Raw genomic sequence first — 15,890 nt, forward strand, 5'->3', positions numbered from 1 at the left:
CGGAATCCTCAAGGCCCCGCGGCGATCTTCCAGGCGGCGACGAGGGCGCGCGCGCGCTCGGCGACGAGGCTCGGCGCGTCGCCCGGGCGGAACAGCGCGCCGCCGACCCCGACGCCGGCCGCCCCCGCCGCCAGCCACTCGCCGAGATTCCCGGCGTTCGTTCCGCCTACGGCCCACAGGCCGGCGTCTTCCGGAACGACGTCGCCGAGCGCCTTGAGATGCGCGACGCCGAGGCTCGCCGCCGGGAACAGCTTCAACCGTCGCGCCCCGGCCGAAAGGGCGAGAAACGCCTCGCTCGGGGTCATGACGCCGGGCATGACGTCGAGGCCCCGCTCCAGCGCGCGCGCGATCACCGCCGGGTCGGCGTTCGGCGCGACGACCAGCCGGCCGCCAGCCGCCGCGACGGCGTCGACCGCCTGCGGCGCGAGGACCGTGCCGGCGCCGATCGCGCAGGCCTCGCCATACGCCTTGGCCAGAATCGAGATGCTCTGAAAAGGCTCGGGCGAGTTCAGGGGAACCTCGATGATCCGGATCCCCGCGCCGACGAGCGCGCCGCCGACGGCCTCGGCCTCCTGCGGCGCGAGCCCCCGGAGGATCGCGACGATCGGCGGCGCGCCGGCGTTCAGAAGGGCGTCGAGATGCATGTCATGCGCCTTTCCCGGCAAGTTCGCCGAACAGAATGAGGCCGTCGATCGCGCACGCCTCCCCGTCCATGACTTCGGCGTCCAGCCCGCGTGCGGCGAGCGCCCGCTGATAATACGCGCTCAGCGCCCGATCGCCGATCACCGCCGCGACCGCCGCCTCGCCGAGCAGCGCCGCCGCCTCCGCCGTCTCCCGTCCGATCAGCAGGCCGGACAGAAAACCCGCCGCCCAGTCGCGGCTGCGATCGGCGAGAAGCTGCGCGCTTCGGGTCTCGAAAAGCAACGCCAGAACGTCGCGCCCGCTCGCGGCGCGGGCGAGGCCCGCCTCGAAGCCGGCGTCGGCGTCGCCGGCGCCGCCCGGGCGCCCGGCGCGCAGGAGAAACGAGCGCTCGCGCAACAGCGCGTAGATCTCGCCGGTCGGGAACGTGTGAAAGCGCGCAACCGCTGCGTCCTCGACCAGAACCCATTTGCTGTGCGTGCCCGGAAGAACGAAGACGCGACGGCCGCGCGCGAGAGCCGGCTCGGCCTGAAGGGCGCCGAAAATCTGCGTCTCCTCGCCGCGCATCACGTCGGGCGCGCCCAGAAAATTCTCGCAGCGAAGGCCCGGCGCGACGCGAATGTCGAGCCCGCCCGCCGCGAGCCGGCCGAAATTCTCCGCCCATTGCGCCGGGCGCGCCGGACAGGGCGCATAGGCGACCTCAAGGACGCCGTTGCGCGAGCCGGCGACGCCGCACAGATAGAGCGCGCGCGCGCCGGATTTTTCCGTCAGCGGCCGGACGGCGGCTTTCAGGGCTTCGAGCGGCGGCCCGGCCAGCATGGCGACGCCAGGCCCTTCGACCCGGTCGAGGACGCGCCGCCCGTCATGGAGATACAGCCGCATCCGGCTTGTTCCCCAATCGCCCAGGATGGCCGCGCTCATGTCGTCCCGCCCGTCAAGACGGCGCCGGGCCGGCGCGCGCGAAAGCCTCTCGGCGCGCGGCCGGCGTCACGGTATGATTGCTGGCGTCTATTCGCGCGCATCGTCACTCCTCGCGAACCGTAATGGCGTAGCGCCGCCCGGCGGCCAACGAAAGCGTCCGCCGGCGCCCTTCGCCGGCGACGGCGACGGGCGCGCCCGCGCTCAGGTCCTCGACGGCGAACGCGCCCTCGAATATATCCGTATAAAGATGATAGTCGCCGGCGCGGCCCGGGCGCAGCTCGATCCGCGCGGCCTTCCCGTCCCGCCATACGATGTCGAGCTCGACGTTCCCCCGCGCGCGCAGGCCCCGCGCCTCGCCGTCGGACCAGGCGGCGGGAAGCGCCGGCAGAATGCGGATCAGCCCGCGATGGCTCTGCACGAGCATTTCCGCAACGCCCGCCGACGCGCCGAAATTGCCGTCGATCTGGAAAGGCGGATGGGTGTCGAGAAGATTGGGCAGCGTGCTGTCTTTCAGCTGCTCCTCAAGCAGCTTATGGGCGCGATCGCCGTCGAGCAGGCGCGCCCAGAGACCGATCTTCCACGCCTTGCTCCAGCCCGTGCCGCCGTCGCCGCGCGCATCGAGGGACACGCGCGCCGCCTCGGCGAACGCCGCGTCTTCCAGCGCGTCGATCTGCTCGCCCGGATAGAGCGCGTAAAGGTGCGATATGTGCCGGTGATCGTCGTTCGGATCGTCGAGATCCTCCTTCCATTCCTGAAGCTGGCCCCATGCGCCGATGCGCAGGCCCGGATCGAGCCGCGCGAGCGCCGCTTCAATCTCGCGCGCGAAAGCGTCCTCGCCGAGAAGCCGGGCCGCATCGGCCGCGTTGCGGAAAAGATCATGGACGATCTGCTGCGACATCGCCGGGCCCGCCGTAAAAGGGCCGTGCTCCGGAGAGAACCCGGGGACGACGACGAGCCGCCCGTCGCGGGGGTCTTCGACGAGTCGGTCGAGCCAGAACCGCGCCGCTTCCTTCATTGCGGGAAAGGCGCGCTCTCTCAAAAACTCGATATCGTGCGTATAGAGATAATAATCGTAATAGCGCCGGCAGAGCCAGGCCGCCCCTTCCGGCTGCCAGAAGGCGGTCGGCCAGTCGATCAGCCCCGTAAAACCCCAGATGTTGGTGTTGAGAAAGACCGCCCAGCCCGACGCGCCGGCGATCTTGCGCGCCGAAGCCCGTCCCGCGACGGCGAGATTGTCGATGAAGTCGAACAGCGGAAGCGCCGTTTCGATGAGATTGAGCGGTCCGGCCGGCCAGTAGTTCATCTGAAGATTGATGTTGACGTGATAGTCGGCGTTCCAGGGCGGCGCCGCGCTATTGTTCCACACGCCCTGAAGATTGGCCGGCAGGGAGCCCGCGCGCGAGGATGCAATAAGCAGATAGCGCCCATACTGAATATAAAGGGCTTCGAGCCAGCGCCGCGCCGCCTCGTCGAGCGCCGGATAGGCGGCGAGAAGCGCGTCCGTCGTCGCGGCGGGCGGCTTCTGGCCGATGTCGAGAGAGAACCGCCTGAACAGCGACCGGTGATCGTCCGCATGGCGGTCCAGAAGCGCCTTCCAGCCGCGGCGCGCCGCCGCTTCGACGCGCGCGAGAACGTCCGCCGCCGGATCGGCGCCGCGATAGCGGGGATGGTCGAGCGCGTAATTCGTACCCGCCGCGAGAATGATCGTCGCCGCGTCGGCGCCCTCGACGACGATCGCGTCGTCGGATGCGGTCGCGCTTCCTCCTTCGGCCAGCACGACGAAAGACGCGGCCCATTTGAGTCCGTTGTCGTGAAGCGCGCCTTTGGCGAGCACGCGGTTTCCGGCGGCCTCGACCTTCGCCGAGCGGTTTTCCGGGATCGCCAGCGAGGCCCTGAAGGACACGCTTCCCGGCTTGTCGGCGGCGTAGCGGATAACGATCGTCTTGTCGGGATAGCTTGCGAAATAGACGCGCTCATGGCGCGCGCCGCCTTTCCTGAAGCGCGCCCGCGCGACGGCCCGCTCGATGTCGAGATCGCGCTCATAGGCCGAGACTTCCCCGCCGGCCGTCTCGATCGCCAACTCGCCGAGGCTCTGATAGGCGCCGTAGCCCCGCATCGGCCGGCCGAGGCGGCGCGCGGCCTCTTCGGGGGCCATCGGCCCGTTCTCAAGAATGTCGCGGGCGACGGCCCGGACCTCTCCGGCCATGGACTTATTCGGCAGGCCGTAGTCATAGCCCTCGGCGCCTGGCCCGCCGGTCCACAGGGTCTTTTCGTTGAACTGGATGCGATCCGTTTCGACGCCGCCCGCGATCATCGCGCCCATGGCGCCGTTGCCGATGGGCAGGCCTTCGCGCTCCCAGTCCGCCGCCGGCGCGTCGTAGACGAGGCGCAAAGACGCCGGCGCCGTTTCCGCGGCTGATCCCGTCGCGGCGACGCGCAGCGCCGCCAGAACCGCGGCGAGAATCGTCGTCATGCGCGCGCAAGTCATCGGCGTTCCTTACCCGTCATAATCGACGACGCGCTGGCGCTGAACGCCCAGCCCTTCGATCTCCAGCTCCATCACGTCGCCGGGCTTCAGGAATGTCGGCGGATTACGGCCGAGGCCGACGCCGGGCGGCGTGCCCGTGGAGATGACGTCGCCGGGCTGCAGGCTCATGAAGCGGCTGATATAGGAGACGAGGCTGTAAGGCCCGAAGATCATCGTCCGCGTAGAGCCGTTCTGGCAGGTTCGTCCGTTAACGGAAAGGCGCATCGACAGCGCCAGCGGATCGGGAATCTCCTCGGCCGTCGCGAGATGCGGCCCGATCGGTCCGAAAGTGTCGCAGCTCTTGCCCTTGGTCCACTGTCCCGTGCTTTCGAGCTGGAAGGCGCGCTCGGAGATGTCGTTGACGACGCAATAGCCGGCGATATGGCCGCGCGCCTCTTCTTCGCTGACATGCCGCGCCTCCTTCCCGATGACGACGCCGAGTTCGATCTCCCAGTCGAGCTTGGTCGAACCGCGCGGTCGCACGACGTCGTCACAGGGGCCGCTGATCGCGCTCGTCGCCTTCATGAACAGAACCGGCTCCGCCGGCGGCTCCGCGCCCGTTTCGGCCGCGTGGTCGGCGTAGTTGAGCCCGACGCATACGAACTTGCCGACGCGCCCCACGCAGGGGCCGAGCCTTTCGCCCGCCGGCGCGGCCGGCAGCGCCGCCGGATCGAGCGCGCGCAGCGCGGCGAGCCCCGCGGGCGTCAGCGTCTCGCCGGCGATGTCGTCGACGACGCCCGACAGATCGCGCACGACGCCGGCCGCGTCGAGCATTCCGGGCTTCTCGCGCCCCTTCGGGCCGAACCGTACAAGCTTCATCGCGCGTTTCCCTTCAGATCGACCAGCCGCCGTCGATGACGCAGCATTGTCCCGTGACGAATGCGGACTCGTCGCTCGCCAGATAGACCGCGAGCGCGGCGATCTCGCGCGCCGCGCCGAGCCGGCCCATGGGCTGGCGCGCGACGAAAGCCTTCTTCGCCGCCTCGTAGTCGCCCGTCGCGCGCAGGCGTTCATGCAGCGAGGGCGTATCGACCGTACCCGGACAGATGGCGTTGCAGCGTATCCCGCGCCCGGCGAAATCGGCCGCGATCGCCTTGGTCACGCCGATGACCGCGGCCTTCGTCGCGCCGTAGGCGAAGCGGTTCGGCGCGCCCTTTATGGAGCTCGCCACGGAGGACATGTTGACGATGGAGCCGCCGCCCGCGGCCAGCATCGCCGGCAGGAACGCCCGGGTGACGCGATACATCGACGTGACGTTGACGTCGAAGGATCGCGCCCAGTCCTCCTCCGCGCATTCGAGAATCGTCCCGCCAAGCACATGGCCGGCGCAGTTGAAGAGAATGTCGACGGCGCCGAGCCTTTGCGCGGCCCGCTCGATCGCCGTGCGGTCCGTCACGTCGAGAACGAAGCTCTCGCAGCCGTCAAGGGCGGCGAGCGCGGCTTCGTCGATGTCGGTGGCGACGACGCGCGCGCCTTCCGCCGCGAAAGCCTGCGCCGTCGCCCGGCCGATGCCCTGGCCCGCCGCCGTCACGAACGCCGTCTTGCCCCTGAGCCGCATGGAAGCGCTCCTTCAGCCCGCCGCCGCGCGCGGCAGACAGGCAGGTCCGATCGGCTCGAACCGCTTGTAGGTGAGGATGAACTCCTGATGGCCGAGCGCTTCGGAGACGGTGCGCCGGCCCGAGGCCGTCGCCTTCACGAGTTCGAAGATCTCCTCGCCCACCGCGTCGAGGCTCGCCCCGCCTTCGAGAATTCTGCCGGCGTTGACGTCCATGTCGCCGGCGAGCTTGCGATAGGTGTCCGGGTTCGCGCAGATCTTGACCACCGGCGAGATCGCCGAGCCGACCACCGAGCCGCGCCCCGTGGTGAAGAGCGTGAGATGCGCGCCGCAGGCGATGAGCTCCACGATCTCGGCGTTGTCAGCGATGTTGGGAAAGCCGAAGCGCGGCTCGCCGTCCGGCACCACGTCGAGAAGATACAGCCCGCCGCCGGGCGGCCGGTCGCCCGGTTTGATCAGGCCGCTGATCGGCGAAGCGCCCGACTTCGCATAGGCGCCCATCGACTTCTCCTCGATCGTCGTGAGCCCGCCTTCGGCGTTGCCAGGCGCGAAGCTGCTGAAGCCGAGCGCGCGGTAATAGCGCTCCGCCTTCTCGACGGCGCGCCGGATCTCCTCGCCGAGCTCGGGCGTCGCCGCCCGCTCAGCCATGATCCGCTCGCAACCGAGAAGCTCGCCCGTCTCCTCGAAAATGCACGCCGCGCCGTTCGCGATCAGCATGTCGAAGCACCGTCCGACGGCCGGATTGGCGGTGATCCCGCTCGTCGCATCCGAGCCGCCGCAGATGGTGCCCACGACGAGTTCGTCGAGGCTCATCTCCGCCGGTTCGGCCGCCGCGGCCCTCTTGAGGCGTCGCACCGCCTCGACGCCGGCGGCGACGGATGCGACGGTGCCGCCGCTTTCCTGGATTACCAGCGTCTCCACGGGCCGCCCGCTCGCCTCGACCGCGCGCGCGAGCGCGCTCCGGTTGAAGCTCTCGCAGCCGAGCGAGACGAGAAGCGCGCCGCCGACATTGGGATGCGCGCACAGGGCCTCCATCATGCGCGCGGCGTATTTGTTCGGAAAACAGCCGGGAAAGCCGATCAAGTGAACATCGAGATCGTCTGAACGCGTTACAATGGCGCGCGCCACATGGTGGGCGCACTCCACCAGATAGGCGACGACGATGACGTTGCGGATTCCCTTGCGCCCGTCCTGCCGGAGATAGCCTTTCATGTCGCGTCTTCCTCTCGCGAATGGGTCGCGATGTAATCGCTGCGCAGATTATGGGTGTGAACATGCGCCCCGCGCGCGACGGCGCGCGTCGCCGCGCCGATGGGCGCGCCGTATTTGAGCACTTTCTCGCCGGCGCGCAGGTCGGTCCGCGCGAGCTTGTGCCCGGCCGGAACGTTCTCGGGCGCAGCCAGCGCCGCGCCGTCGATGACCAGCAGGTCGCCGGGCGCGACGGCCCTGACGGCGATCAGCACGTTGTCGGCCGCATCGAGCAGGATGAGGCGGGCCGGTTCGTCCGCGCGCGCTTCGGGCGCGCGCCTGGTTTTCGCCTCGGTCATTACGCCGTCTCCAGATCAGGGGCGGGCGCGCGCGAATCGAGAAGACCGGCCTCGCGCAGGCGCGCCCAGAGCGCCCGCGGAATGTCGGCGCCGGCCCAGACGACGGCGTCTTTCACCTCAGCGGCGCTCGCAAAGCCGACGAGAGCGCGCGCGACCGCGGAATGATAAAGCGGAAAGGCGAGCGCGGCGGCCGGCGCGGCCACGCCGAACGCCTGGGCGATCTCCGCTATCGCCGCGACGCGCCGGCGCACGGGCTCAGAGGCGCGCTGATAATCGTAGCGGCTCACGGCCGAAGGGCCGGTCGCCAGCACGCCCGAATTGAAGACGCCGCCGACGAAGACCGCCGCGCCCCTGTCGAGACAGGCCGGCAGAAACCGCTCGACCGGCTCCTGCTCCAGCAGCGTGTAGCGGCCCGCCAGCAGGAAGACCTCCATGTCGAATTCTTCGAGCGCGTCGAGGCAGGCCCGCCACTCATTGGCGCCGAGGCCTAGCGCGCCGGCGGCGCCTTCCTCGCGCAGGCGCCGCATCGCGCGCCAGCCGCCTTTGCGAAAGGCGCGCCAATGCGCTTCATGGGCGCTTCCATGCGCGCGCCGGCCAAGATCATGCGCATAAAGAATATCGACCCTGTCGAGTCCGAGCCGCTTAAGGCTGTCCTCGAAGGACCGCATCACGCCGTCATAGGAGTAGTCGAAAACCGGCTCGAAAGGCCGCGCATTGACGAAGCCGTGCCGCACGCCCGCCGCTTTCGAGGACACGATAGGCTCGAGCGTCCGGCCGACCTTGGTCGAGACCGAGAACTCTTCGCGGCGGCGGCCTTTCAGAAAGGCGCCCAGCCGCAGCTCGCTGAGGCCGAATCCGTAATGGGGCGCGGTGTCGAAGAGGCGAATCCCCGCGCGCCAGGCGGCCTCCAGCGCGTCCCTGGCCTGCGCGTCGGAGACCTCCCGATAAAGATTCCCGATCGGCGCGGCGCCGAAGCCGAGCCGGGCGAGGCGCGCGCCCGCGCGTTCGCGCGCGGCCTCATGCGCGCCGTCTTCGATCCGCGCCCTTGCGCTCTGCATCTGCATCGGCGCTTGCGTCATGGCCCCTCGCCCGCCAGCACGCGCGAAATGCGGTTCGCGGAATCGCGGACGTGCTCGGCTGCTTCCTCAAGCGTGCACGGCATGCCCGCGCGCAAGAGGAACGGCACGGTGAGCGCGGCGAGCGCGCCGCGCGCCCCCATGATCGGCGCCGAGACGTCCTTCACGCCCTGCACGAAATCGCTCTGGGCGATGACGAAGCCGCGTTCGGCGACGGCGCGCGCCTTGTCCGCGAACGCTTTCAGACGCGCCGCGCCGACGCCGGATGCGCGCAGCCGCTCCAGCATCGCCTTGCGCGCGTCTTCGGGCTGGCAGCCGAAGAGAACGAGGCCGGACGTCGTCTCGACGAGCTTGCGGCGATAGCCGACGCGCACGGAAAAGCCGAGATCGCCCGGGCTTTCCACGCGCGCGACCGCGACGATCTGATCGTCCGACGCGATCGTCACATGGCAGGACTGGCCGATGCGCGCGGCGAGCGCCTCCATGACCGGCAACGCGGCGGCGAGCAGCGACTTGGTCGGGGCGCGCGCCAGGCCCAGCGCAAACAGCCTGTCGGTGAGCATGTAGCCGCCGTTCGTCCCTTCCGGCGCGATATAGCCGCGATATTCCAGCACCTGCATCATTCTGAAAAGTTCGCTTACGGACTTGCCGAGCTGCGCGGCGATCTGCGTCGGCGTCATCGGCGCCGCGGCGCCCGCCAAGAGTTCGAGTATGTCGAGCCCCTTCTCGAGCGCCGGCGCGCGGTAGCGTCGCTCCGCCGCCGCCTGCTGGCTGCGCAGAGCCGCCGCGCGTTTCGTCGTCTCGCTCATGGCCCGTTCCCTTGCGGTTTCGCGGCCAGACCATACGCCGAACGCGCCGTTTCGCCGAAGACCCATTCGCGCTCCGCCGGCGCGAGCCCTGCGCACAGGGTCTGCGCCAGCCGCAGCCACGGCTCATAGGCGCTCGCAAGATTCAGGACCGGCCAGTCGCCGCCCCACATCACCCGCTTGGGGCCGAAACGCGCGAGCATGACCTCGACATACGGCCTGAGCGCATCCGCGCCGGCGCCCGGCGGCGCCTCTGCAAGGAGACCGGAGAGCTTGCAATAGGTGTTGGGAAGGCGCGCGATCTCGCTCATGAGCGCGGCCCAGGATTCGAGGTCGCCTGCGCCGATGTCGGGCTTGGCGCCGTGATCGACGATGAGCGCGAGTCCGTCATGGCGCCGCTTGAACGCGATGAGCGCCGGCAGGTGGCGCGGGCGCGCCAGCGCGTCGAACGCCAGCCCCGCCTCGATCATCGCCGTTATGGCGTTCCCGATGTCCGCTTCGGCGATCCAGCGCTCGTCGTCGAGATCCTGAAGCATCGGGCGCAGGGCGCGCAGCTTGGGCTCCCGCGCGAGCGCCCTCACCTGCGCCGGAGCGTGCGGCGCGTCGAGCGCGCACCATCCGCATACGCCGAGAATGAAGTCGGACTCCCGCGCCGTGCGAATCAGATAGCGCGTGTCGGCGTCGTTCGGCTGCGACTGGACGAGGACGGCGCCCGTCACGCCCAGCGGCCGGGCGAGCGCCTCGAACTCTTCCAGCCCGAACGTCCTGTATATGGCCTTGAGATCGGGCGGCGGCCAGCGGCAGCCGTTCTCGCCGATCCGCCACAGATGGAAATGCGCGTCGATCATGGCCGCGCGCTCCCCGTCCCGCCCGCGCCCATCGCGAACAGGAACACGCCTGCGAAACACGCCATGGGCAGCAGCATGGCGAGGTTGATCGCCGTCATGTCCGAGACCGCGCCCATCATGGCCGTGACGATCGCCCCGCCGATGATCGCCATGACGAGCAACGACGAGCCGGCCTTCGTCAGCTCGTCGAGGCCGTCGATGGAGAGGGCGAAGATCGTCGGAAACATCAGCGACATGAAGAAGCTGGTCGCGGCCAGCGCGGCGAGGCCGACCTGGCCCGGCGCGGCGACGGCGACGAAACACAGCAGCACGTTGCCGGCCGCATAGGCGGCGAGCAGACGCTGCGGAGCGATGAAGCTCATCAGTCCGGTCGAAATGAACCGTCCCGCCATGAAGGCCGCGAGCGAGCCGGTCAGCCAGGCGGCGGCCGTCTTCTCGCCCATCCCTTCGGCCGTGTAGGTCGCATAGCGGATCATGTAGCTCCACACGCCCACTTGCGCGCCGACATACAGAAACTGCGCCGCGACGCCGGCGAGCAGGCGGCGCTCGCGCAAAAGCCGGGCGAACTGGCCGCGGCTTCCGTCCTGCCCGTCCTGCGCGCGCGCCTGCGGCGGAAAAGGGATCGCGCAGGCGACGACGACGAGCGCGAGAAGGCCGAGCCCGAGGACGAGGTAGGGCCCCTTCACCGCCGCGGCCTCGGCGGCGAAGAACGCCTCGCGCGCCGAGGCCGACATGGCGGCGAGCTCGGCCTCGCCCGGCTCGACGCCTGAGAGGATGAACTCGCGGCCGATGAGCACGCCCGAAATCGCGCCGAGCGAATTGAACGACTGCGCGAAGTTGAGCCGCTGCGCGGCCGTCTCGCGCGGGCCGAGCGCCGTCATCAGCGGATTGGCGCAGGTCTCCAGAAACGCAAGCCCGCTCGCTATGACGAACAGCGCGGACAGAAAGAACGCATACTCCCGCGCCCCCGCGGCCGGCAGAAACAGAAGCGCCCCCGCGGCGTACAGCGCCAGGCCGAAGACGACTCCGGCCTTGTAGCCGAACCGGCGCATGAAGATCGCGGCGGGGATCGCCCAGACGAAATAGCCGAAATAAAAAACCGACTGGACGAGGCCCGAGCGGAAATCGGACAGGACGAACAGCTTCTTGAACTGGGCGACGAGAACGTCGTTGAGATTGTTCGCCACGCCCCACAGGAAGAAGAGGCCGACGACGAGCGCGCTCGCCGCCAGATAGCGCTGCGCTCTCTGTCCGACGACCGTGACGCTCAATCCGCTCTCCCGCGTTCGCGCCGGGCGGCTCGCGCCCGCGCGCTTGATCTAGTTGCGACGAATGACCATCGCCTCGCCCGCATACCGAACCGAGACGTCGGGCGCCGCATCGAAGGAAAAGCCGTCGCCGCCTTCGGGCGCGATCCATTTGACATGGAACGTGCGCGACTGCGGCATTCCCGCATACGCGCCCTCGCGCGCGCCGATCGTCAGCGCGCCGCGCGCGTCGTCATAGGCGATGGGAATGCGGCTCCATTCGCCGCGTTCATAGGCGTAGCTCGTCCCGTCGTCTTCATAGAGCGAGAACGCGCCGTCGGCGCCCGTATAGACATAGAGCGTGACGTCCCCGTCCGGCTTTTCGTTCGAGTACTGGACGTCCGGTCCCATGGGCACGACGGCGCCGGCGCGCACGAACAGCGGCATGCGCGAAAGCGGCGCGTCGGCGTCGATCCACGCCCCGCCTTCATGGCGCGCGCCGGTGTGGAAGTCGTACCAGGCCCCGCCGGCGGGCAGATAGACCCGGCGCGCGCGCGCCCGAAACTCATGAACCGGACTCACGAGAAAGGCCGGCCCGAACATATACTGGTCGTCGATGTCCCAGACATTCCGGTCGTCGGCGAAGTCCATGACTAGGCCGCGCATGATCGTCCCGTCCCTGTGGAACGTATCGGCTGCAAGCGTGTAGATATAGGGCAGGAGCCGGTATCTCAGCCTGTCGTGCCAGACGAGGCTGTCGTAAACCTCAGAGCCTTCGGGCGCGAGATTGAAAATCTCCCTGTACGGATACTCGCCGTGCGAGCGGAAGATGGGCGCGAACGCGCCGAACTGGAACCAGCGCAGATTGAGCTCGCGCCATTCCTCGACATGGGCCGGATCCTCGCTCGAATAGCGGGACTCGACGGAGAAGCCGCCGATGTCGAAGGTCCAGTTGGGAACGCCGGACATGGAGAAATTGACGCCCGCCGCGATCTGCTCGCGCAGATCGTCCCAGCGCGCGACGACGTCCCCGCTCCAGGCGGCCGCGCCGTAGCGCTGGAGGCCCGGAAAGCCCGATCGCGTCAGAATGAAGGCGCGCTTGTCGGGCTCGGCGCCCGCGCGCTCGCCCTCATAGACGCCCTGCGCATTCGGCAGGGCGTAGGAATTGAAATATTCCGCGCCCGGCCCCATCGCCGTCGGCCCCATGCGCAGCGCGCGCTCCTCATGGCTGAGATTGGAATGGATATCCGGCTCGGTCGCGTCGAGCCACCAGGCGTCGAAGCCGAACGCGTCGAGCTTTTCCTCGATCTGCCGCCAGAAGATCGCGCGCGCCTCCGCGGAATAGGGGTCGTAGAACGAGCTTTTATAGCCCGGTCCCACCCAGTCGCGCGTATTCATCTCCAGATTGCGCTGATAGATATATCCCTTTTCGTTCAGCTCGTCGAAATTCTTCGTGCCAGGATAGAATTTCGGCCACACGGAGATCATGATCCGCGCATTCATGTCGTGAACGGCCTCGACCATGGCCTTGGGATCGGGAAAGCGCGCGGCGTCGAAATCGTGCGAGCCCCATTTGTCCTCCGGCCAGTAGAACCAGTCGAGCACGATATTGTCGATGGGGATCGCGCGCGCGCGATACTCCTTGAGAACGTCGAGCAGCTCTTCCTGCGTCGCATAGCGTTGTCGGCTCTGCCAGAAGCCGTAGGCCCAGCGCGGCAGCATCACGGCCTTGCCGGTGAGCCGGCGGTAACCCGCGATGATCTCGTCCATGTCCTCGCCGTGAATGAAATAATAGTCGATGACGTCGGCGACCTCTGAGGACAGCGACAGCGCGCGGCGCTCGTCCGCTGGCATCGGATCGAGATGGAGAAGACGGAAATAGCCGTCATTGGGCAGCCACTCGATGCGGACGTCTTTCGGCTCGCCCGGCGTCATCTCCAGCTCGAAATTGTAGTAATAGGGATTCCAGTTCTGCCGCCAGCGATCGACCACGAGCGCGCCGTCGACATAGACCTTGAGATATTCGCTGGCGTAGACGCGAAACTTGTGAACGCCCGCGCTTTTCGCCTCGATGCTGCCGGTCCAGACGATTTTCTCCGGCGAGGTCTCGCCGAAGGGCTCGGGCCAGGCGCCGCGCACGGACTCGCCGCTCGCGAACTGGTCGGGCGGCAGGAACTGATAGTCCGGATCGCTCTCTTTCAGCGTCGCGGCGACGACGCCGTCTTTATAATACTCCCCCGTCAGGCCGCCCGGCTCGCCGGACGCGTCGCGCACGATCAGGGCGCAGCCGATAGGCTGATAGGGACGCGGATCGCCGAAGCGGGTGATCGAGTTGTTGTCCCACAGAACGCCGTAGCCGCCCGTCGAGAGAACGAACGGCATGGCGATCGAAATATTATGCTGGGCGAGCTCGACGTCCTCGCCATTGTAGTTCATCTGGCCGTTCTGGTGCTGGCCGAGCCCGTAGAACCCTTCCTGCGGATCGGAGTCGAACAGCTGGCGGACCGCATAAAACGCTTCGCCCTGCGCCGTCTTCGGAGAAAAGACGCGGGCCGGCCTTTCGGCGAGGAGCTTCTTTCCCTTGGCGTCGCGAAACGTCACCGCGCCGGTCGTGAGCGAGATGTCCGCCTTCAGCGCCTCCGTCTCGAGCCGCACGACGTCGCCCCGGCGGCGCGCCTTGAAGGCCGGGGGCGCGCCCTGATCGACGATCATCAGGCTCCGCGCGCGCGCGAAGGAATCGTCCGGGCCGGCGGTGACGCGCAGGATGTCCGGCGCGATCGCCTCGACGCGCACCGGATAGGCGCCCTGCCCCGTCGGGCGCGCCACGACCCCGCGGTCCGTCGTCTCGAACGCGCCCTTCTGGGCCGCAGCCGGCGCCGCCAGCATCATCGCCGCGGCGAGCGCCCCGATCGCGCTGAATATCCTCATCGCTGCCCTTCCCCTTTTCCCTTTTCCCGCGCCGGCCGCCTCTTGTCGGGCGAGCCGTCGCCTAATATGTCGCGAGCGTGACCCTTAGAACCTGCGGGCGATCGGTGAAATTCAGTCCGTAGTCGGTCTGATCGCCGTTCCACATGCGCCTGAACTTCCATTCGCCGTCCTCGAAAACGACCTCCTCGACGCTGGCGTAGATCATGTGCTCGCCCTCGCGGCCCGCGCCCGGCTGGAACGAGACCCGCGCGCGATAGCCCATGACGAGGAACTGATCCTCGCCAAGCCGCGCGATGAGAACGCCGGCGTTCGGTTCTTCAGTTCCGTCCTTGCGCTCGCTTTCAAGCCAGGTCCAGTGCGAGAAGCCGAACTGCCATTCCTTGTAATCGACCGTCGCGCGCCAGCGGCCGAGATCGATGGTCTGGCTCGCCGCGTCGTCAGGCTTGGCGACGCCCCAGACCTCGCTCTCGAAGGCGAAGCGCGCCCATTCCCGCGCGAAGGGCGCGACGAGCGCGTAATTTGCGGCGAACGGCGCGAGCGTCTCCGCCGTCACTTCCTTCGCGCCGAGGGGATAGTTCGAATAGCCCGTGAAATCGATTCCGAAGGGCGAAAAGCCGACCGCGCCGCGTCCCAGCGCCGCGAAGAAGAAGCGCGCATAGTCGGCGTCGTTGCCGGTCTCGGCCACGAACAGCGGATTGTCCGGGCGCGCGTAATGATCGAGCGCGGCCATGTAGGGCCGATGCTTGCGAATATAGATGTCGGGCGCGAGAAGATCGAGCGCCGGCGCGGCCGCCTTCCAGATATGAAGGACGTTGTGCGTCGGCCCGCCGCTCGCATAGGCGCCCGGCTCCTGCGGGTTGATCGGATCGCGCAGCGCCGCATTGGCGTACATCGGCAGATCGTAGACGGCGCGGCCCGCCGCGGCGATCTCCCCGACATAGGACGCGATCGACCAGGCGTGGAAATATTCGTCCGCGTTCTCGCCGAAAACCTCCGTCCACGTTCCAGGCCGCACGCCCAGCGCCTCGACGAGCCGGGCCGGAATCGGCCCCTGGAACAGCGCCTCGGCCATGGGCGAGTAGTCCCGAACGGCGCCGTAGGTTCCGGTCTCGTTTTCAACCTGCACCATGACGACCGTGCGCTGACGGTCTTTCTTTTTCAGATGCTCCATCAGCTTCACGAAGGCGCGCCTGTCGGCGGCGAGCGTCTCCGCGCCATGCGGCGAGAGCGCATAGTGCGTCTCGCCGTCCCTGGCGATCATGCGCGGGAAGCGGTCGTTGTCGAGCTTCACCCATTTCGGCGCGTAATGGGGCGCGGTGTTCTTCCATGTTCCGTACCACAAAAGCACGAGGCGCACGCCGTTCCTGCGCGCCTCTTCGAGAAGAACGTCGACATAGGAGAAGTCGAAGACGCCCTCTTCAGGTTCGATCTGCTCCCAGGCGACGGGAATCTGCAGCGTATTGGCGCCGATCGCCTTCACCGCCGGCCAGACCTCCGGCAGCATCGCCGGATAGTTGCTCGAATTGTTCGTCTGCGCCGCGAGCATGAGAAACGGCTCGCCGTCGACGATGAAGGCGTGCTTGCCGTTCTTCGTCACGAAATGCGGCAGATCCCGCCCCTCCTGCGCGCGCGCCGGCGCGGCGACGAACAGGACCGCAAGACCGCCGAGCGCCAGCAGCGCCGCCTTCGCCTTCGTCGACAGCCGCCCCGCGTCGCTTTTCCTCATGCGCTTTGCCCCGTCTTTGATCCCGCGCGAAGAGAATGCGGCGTCTGCATGCCGCCGACATGCAGACGCC

General features: G+C 68.3%; 13 protein-coding genes. All 13 read right to left on the reverse strand.

Going from position 1 to position 15,890, the window contains the following annotated elements:
• Positions 1-8: 8 nt before the first annotated feature.
• The 13 genes from CHB64_RS10490 to CHB64_RS10550 all read right to left on the reverse strand — a co-directional run bounded on the left by CHB64_RS10490 (position 9) and on the right by CHB64_RS10550 (position 15,820).
• The gene (locus tag CHB64_RS10490; protein ID WP_089412578.1) at positions 9-644 is read right to left on the reverse strand and encodes a 2-dehydro-3-deoxy-6-phosphogalactonate aldolase; all 636 of its coding nucleotides are present in this window, start codon (positions 642-644) and stop codon (positions 9-11) included.
• Between the two features lies 1 nt (position 645).
• Positions 646-1,560 (reverse strand): 2-dehydro-3-deoxygalactonokinase, encoded by a 915-nt coding sequence (locus tag CHB64_RS10495; RefSeq protein ID WP_089412579.1) that lies wholly within the window; start codon positions 1,558-1,560, stop codon positions 646-648.
• A gap of 103 nt (positions 1,561-1,663) precedes the next feature.
• Complete coding sequence (locus CHB64_RS10500) at positions 1,664-4,048, reverse strand: glycosyl hydrolase family 95 catalytic domain-containing protein (protein ID WP_200815322.1); 2,385 nt, start codon at positions 4,046-4,048, stop codon at positions 1,664-1,666.
• 9 nt (positions 4,049-4,057) lie between these two features.
• On the reverse strand, positions 4,058-4,906 hold the full coding sequence (locus CHB64_RS10505; protein ID WP_089412580.1) for a fumarylacetoacetate hydrolase family protein: 849 nt from the start codon (positions 4,904-4,906) through the stop codon (positions 4,058-4,060).
• A 13-nt stretch (positions 4,907-4,919) separates the two neighbouring features.
• Entirely contained in the window at positions 4,920-5,645 is a 726-nt protein-coding gene (locus CHB64_RS10510; RefSeq protein WP_089412581.1) for an SDR family oxidoreductase, read from the reverse strand.
• Positions 5,646-5,657: 12 nt separating this feature from the next.
• Positions 5,658-6,854, reverse strand: a complete 1,197-nt coding sequence (locus CHB64_RS10515; RefSeq protein WP_089412582.1) for a UxaA family hydrolase — start codon at positions 6,852-6,854, stop codon at positions 5,658-5,660.
• Positions 6,851-7,189 carry a UxaA family hydrolase gene (locus CHB64_RS10520; RefSeq protein WP_089412583.1) on the reverse strand — a complete coding sequence of 113 codons (339 nt, stop codon included), beginning with the start codon at positions 7,187-7,189 and terminating at the stop codon, positions 6,851-6,853. The genes CHB64_RS10515 and CHB64_RS10520 overlap by 4 nt, the downstream gene beginning before the upstream one ends.
• Complete coding sequence (locus tag CHB64_RS10525; RefSeq protein ID WP_200815323.1) at positions 7,189-8,268, reverse strand: aldo/keto reductase; 1,080 nt, start codon at positions 8,266-8,268, stop codon at positions 7,189-7,191. Before CHB64_RS10525 ends, CHB64_RS10520 begins: the two co-directional genes overlap by 1 nt.
• Positions 8,265-9,074 carry an IclR family transcriptional regulator gene (locus CHB64_RS10530; RefSeq protein ID WP_089412584.1) on the reverse strand — a complete coding sequence of 270 codons (810 nt, stop codon included), beginning with the start codon at positions 9,072-9,074 and terminating at the stop codon, positions 8,265-8,267. The genes CHB64_RS10525 and CHB64_RS10530 overlap by 4 nt, the downstream gene beginning before the upstream one ends.
• The gene (locus CHB64_RS10535; RefSeq protein WP_089412585.1) at positions 9,071-9,919 is read right to left on the reverse strand and encodes an amidohydrolase family protein; all 849 of its coding nucleotides are present in this window, start codon (positions 9,917-9,919) and stop codon (positions 9,071-9,073) included. The genes CHB64_RS10530 and CHB64_RS10535 overlap by 4 nt, the downstream gene beginning before the upstream one ends.
• Entirely contained in the window at positions 9,916-11,190 is a 1,275-nt protein-coding gene (gene fucP / locus CHB64_RS10540; RefSeq protein ID WP_089412586.1) for an L-fucose:H+ symporter permease, read from the reverse strand. Before fucP ends, CHB64_RS10535 begins: the two co-directional genes overlap by 4 nt.
• A 48-nt stretch (positions 11,191-11,238) precedes the next feature.
• The gene (locus CHB64_RS10545; protein WP_183234056.1) at positions 11,239-14,094 is read right to left on the reverse strand and encodes a TIM-barrel domain-containing protein; all 2,856 of its coding nucleotides are present in this window, start codon (positions 14,092-14,094) and stop codon (positions 11,239-11,241) included.
• 61 nt (positions 14,095-14,155) lie between these two features.
• Positions 14,156-15,820, reverse strand: coding sequence for a DUF5597 domain-containing protein (locus CHB64_RS10550; RefSeq protein ID WP_089412587.1), 1,665 nt, complete (start codon positions 15,818-15,820; stop codon positions 14,156-14,158).
• Positions 15,821-15,890: the final 70 nt, after the last annotated feature.

This window comes from Amphiplicatus metriothermophilus (assembly GCF_900199215.1).
In the GTDB taxonomy this organism is placed as follows: domain Bacteria; phylum Pseudomonadota; class Alphaproteobacteria; order Caulobacterales; family Parvularculaceae; genus Amphiplicatus; species Amphiplicatus metriothermophilus.

Coding starts and splice junctions, on each gene's coding strand:
- CHB64_RS10490 (WP_089412578.1), bottom strand. CDS start 644: ATGCATCTCGACGCCCTTCTGAACGCCGGCGCGCCGCCGATCGTCGCG.
- CHB64_RS10495 (WP_089412579.1), bottom strand. CDS start 1,560: ATGAGCGCGGCCATCCTGGGCGATTGGGGAACAAGCCGGATGCGGCTG.
- CHB64_RS10500 (WP_200815322.1), bottom strand. CDS start 4,048: ATGACTTGCGCGCGCATGACGACGATTCTCGCCGCGGTTCTGGCGGCG.
- CHB64_RS10505 (WP_089412580.1), bottom strand. CDS start 4,906: ATGAAGCTTGTACGGTTCGGCCCGAAGGGGCGCGAGAAGCCCGGAATG.
- CHB64_RS10510 (WP_089412581.1), bottom strand. CDS start 5,645: ATGCGGCTCAGGGGCAAGACGGCGTTCGTGACGGCGGCGGGCCAGGGC.
- CHB64_RS10515 (WP_089412582.1), bottom strand. CDS start 6,854: ATGAAAGGCTATCTCCGGCAGGACGGGCGCAAGGGAATCCGCAACGTC.
- CHB64_RS10520 (WP_089412583.1), bottom strand. CDS start 7,189: ATGACCGAGGCGAAAACCAGGCGCGCGCCCGAAGCGCGCGCGGACGAA.
- CHB64_RS10525 (WP_200815323.1), bottom strand. CDS start 8,268: ATGACGCAAGCGCCGATGCAGATGCAGAGCGCAAGGGCGCGGATCGAA.
- CHB64_RS10530 (WP_089412584.1), bottom strand. CDS start 9,074: ATGAGCGAGACGACGAAACGCGCGGCGGCTCTGCGCAGCCAGCAGGCG.
- CHB64_RS10535 (WP_089412585.1), bottom strand. CDS start 9,919: ATGATCGACGCGCATTTCCATCTGTGGCGGATCGGCGAGAACGGCTGC.
- CHB64_RS10545 (WP_183234056.1), bottom strand. CDS start 14,094: ATGAGGATATTCAGCGCGATCGGGGCGCTCGCCGCGGCGATGATGCTG.
- CHB64_RS10550 (WP_089412587.1), bottom strand. CDS start 15,820: ATGAGGAAAAGCGACGCGGGGCGGCTGTCGACGAAGGCGAAGGCGGCG.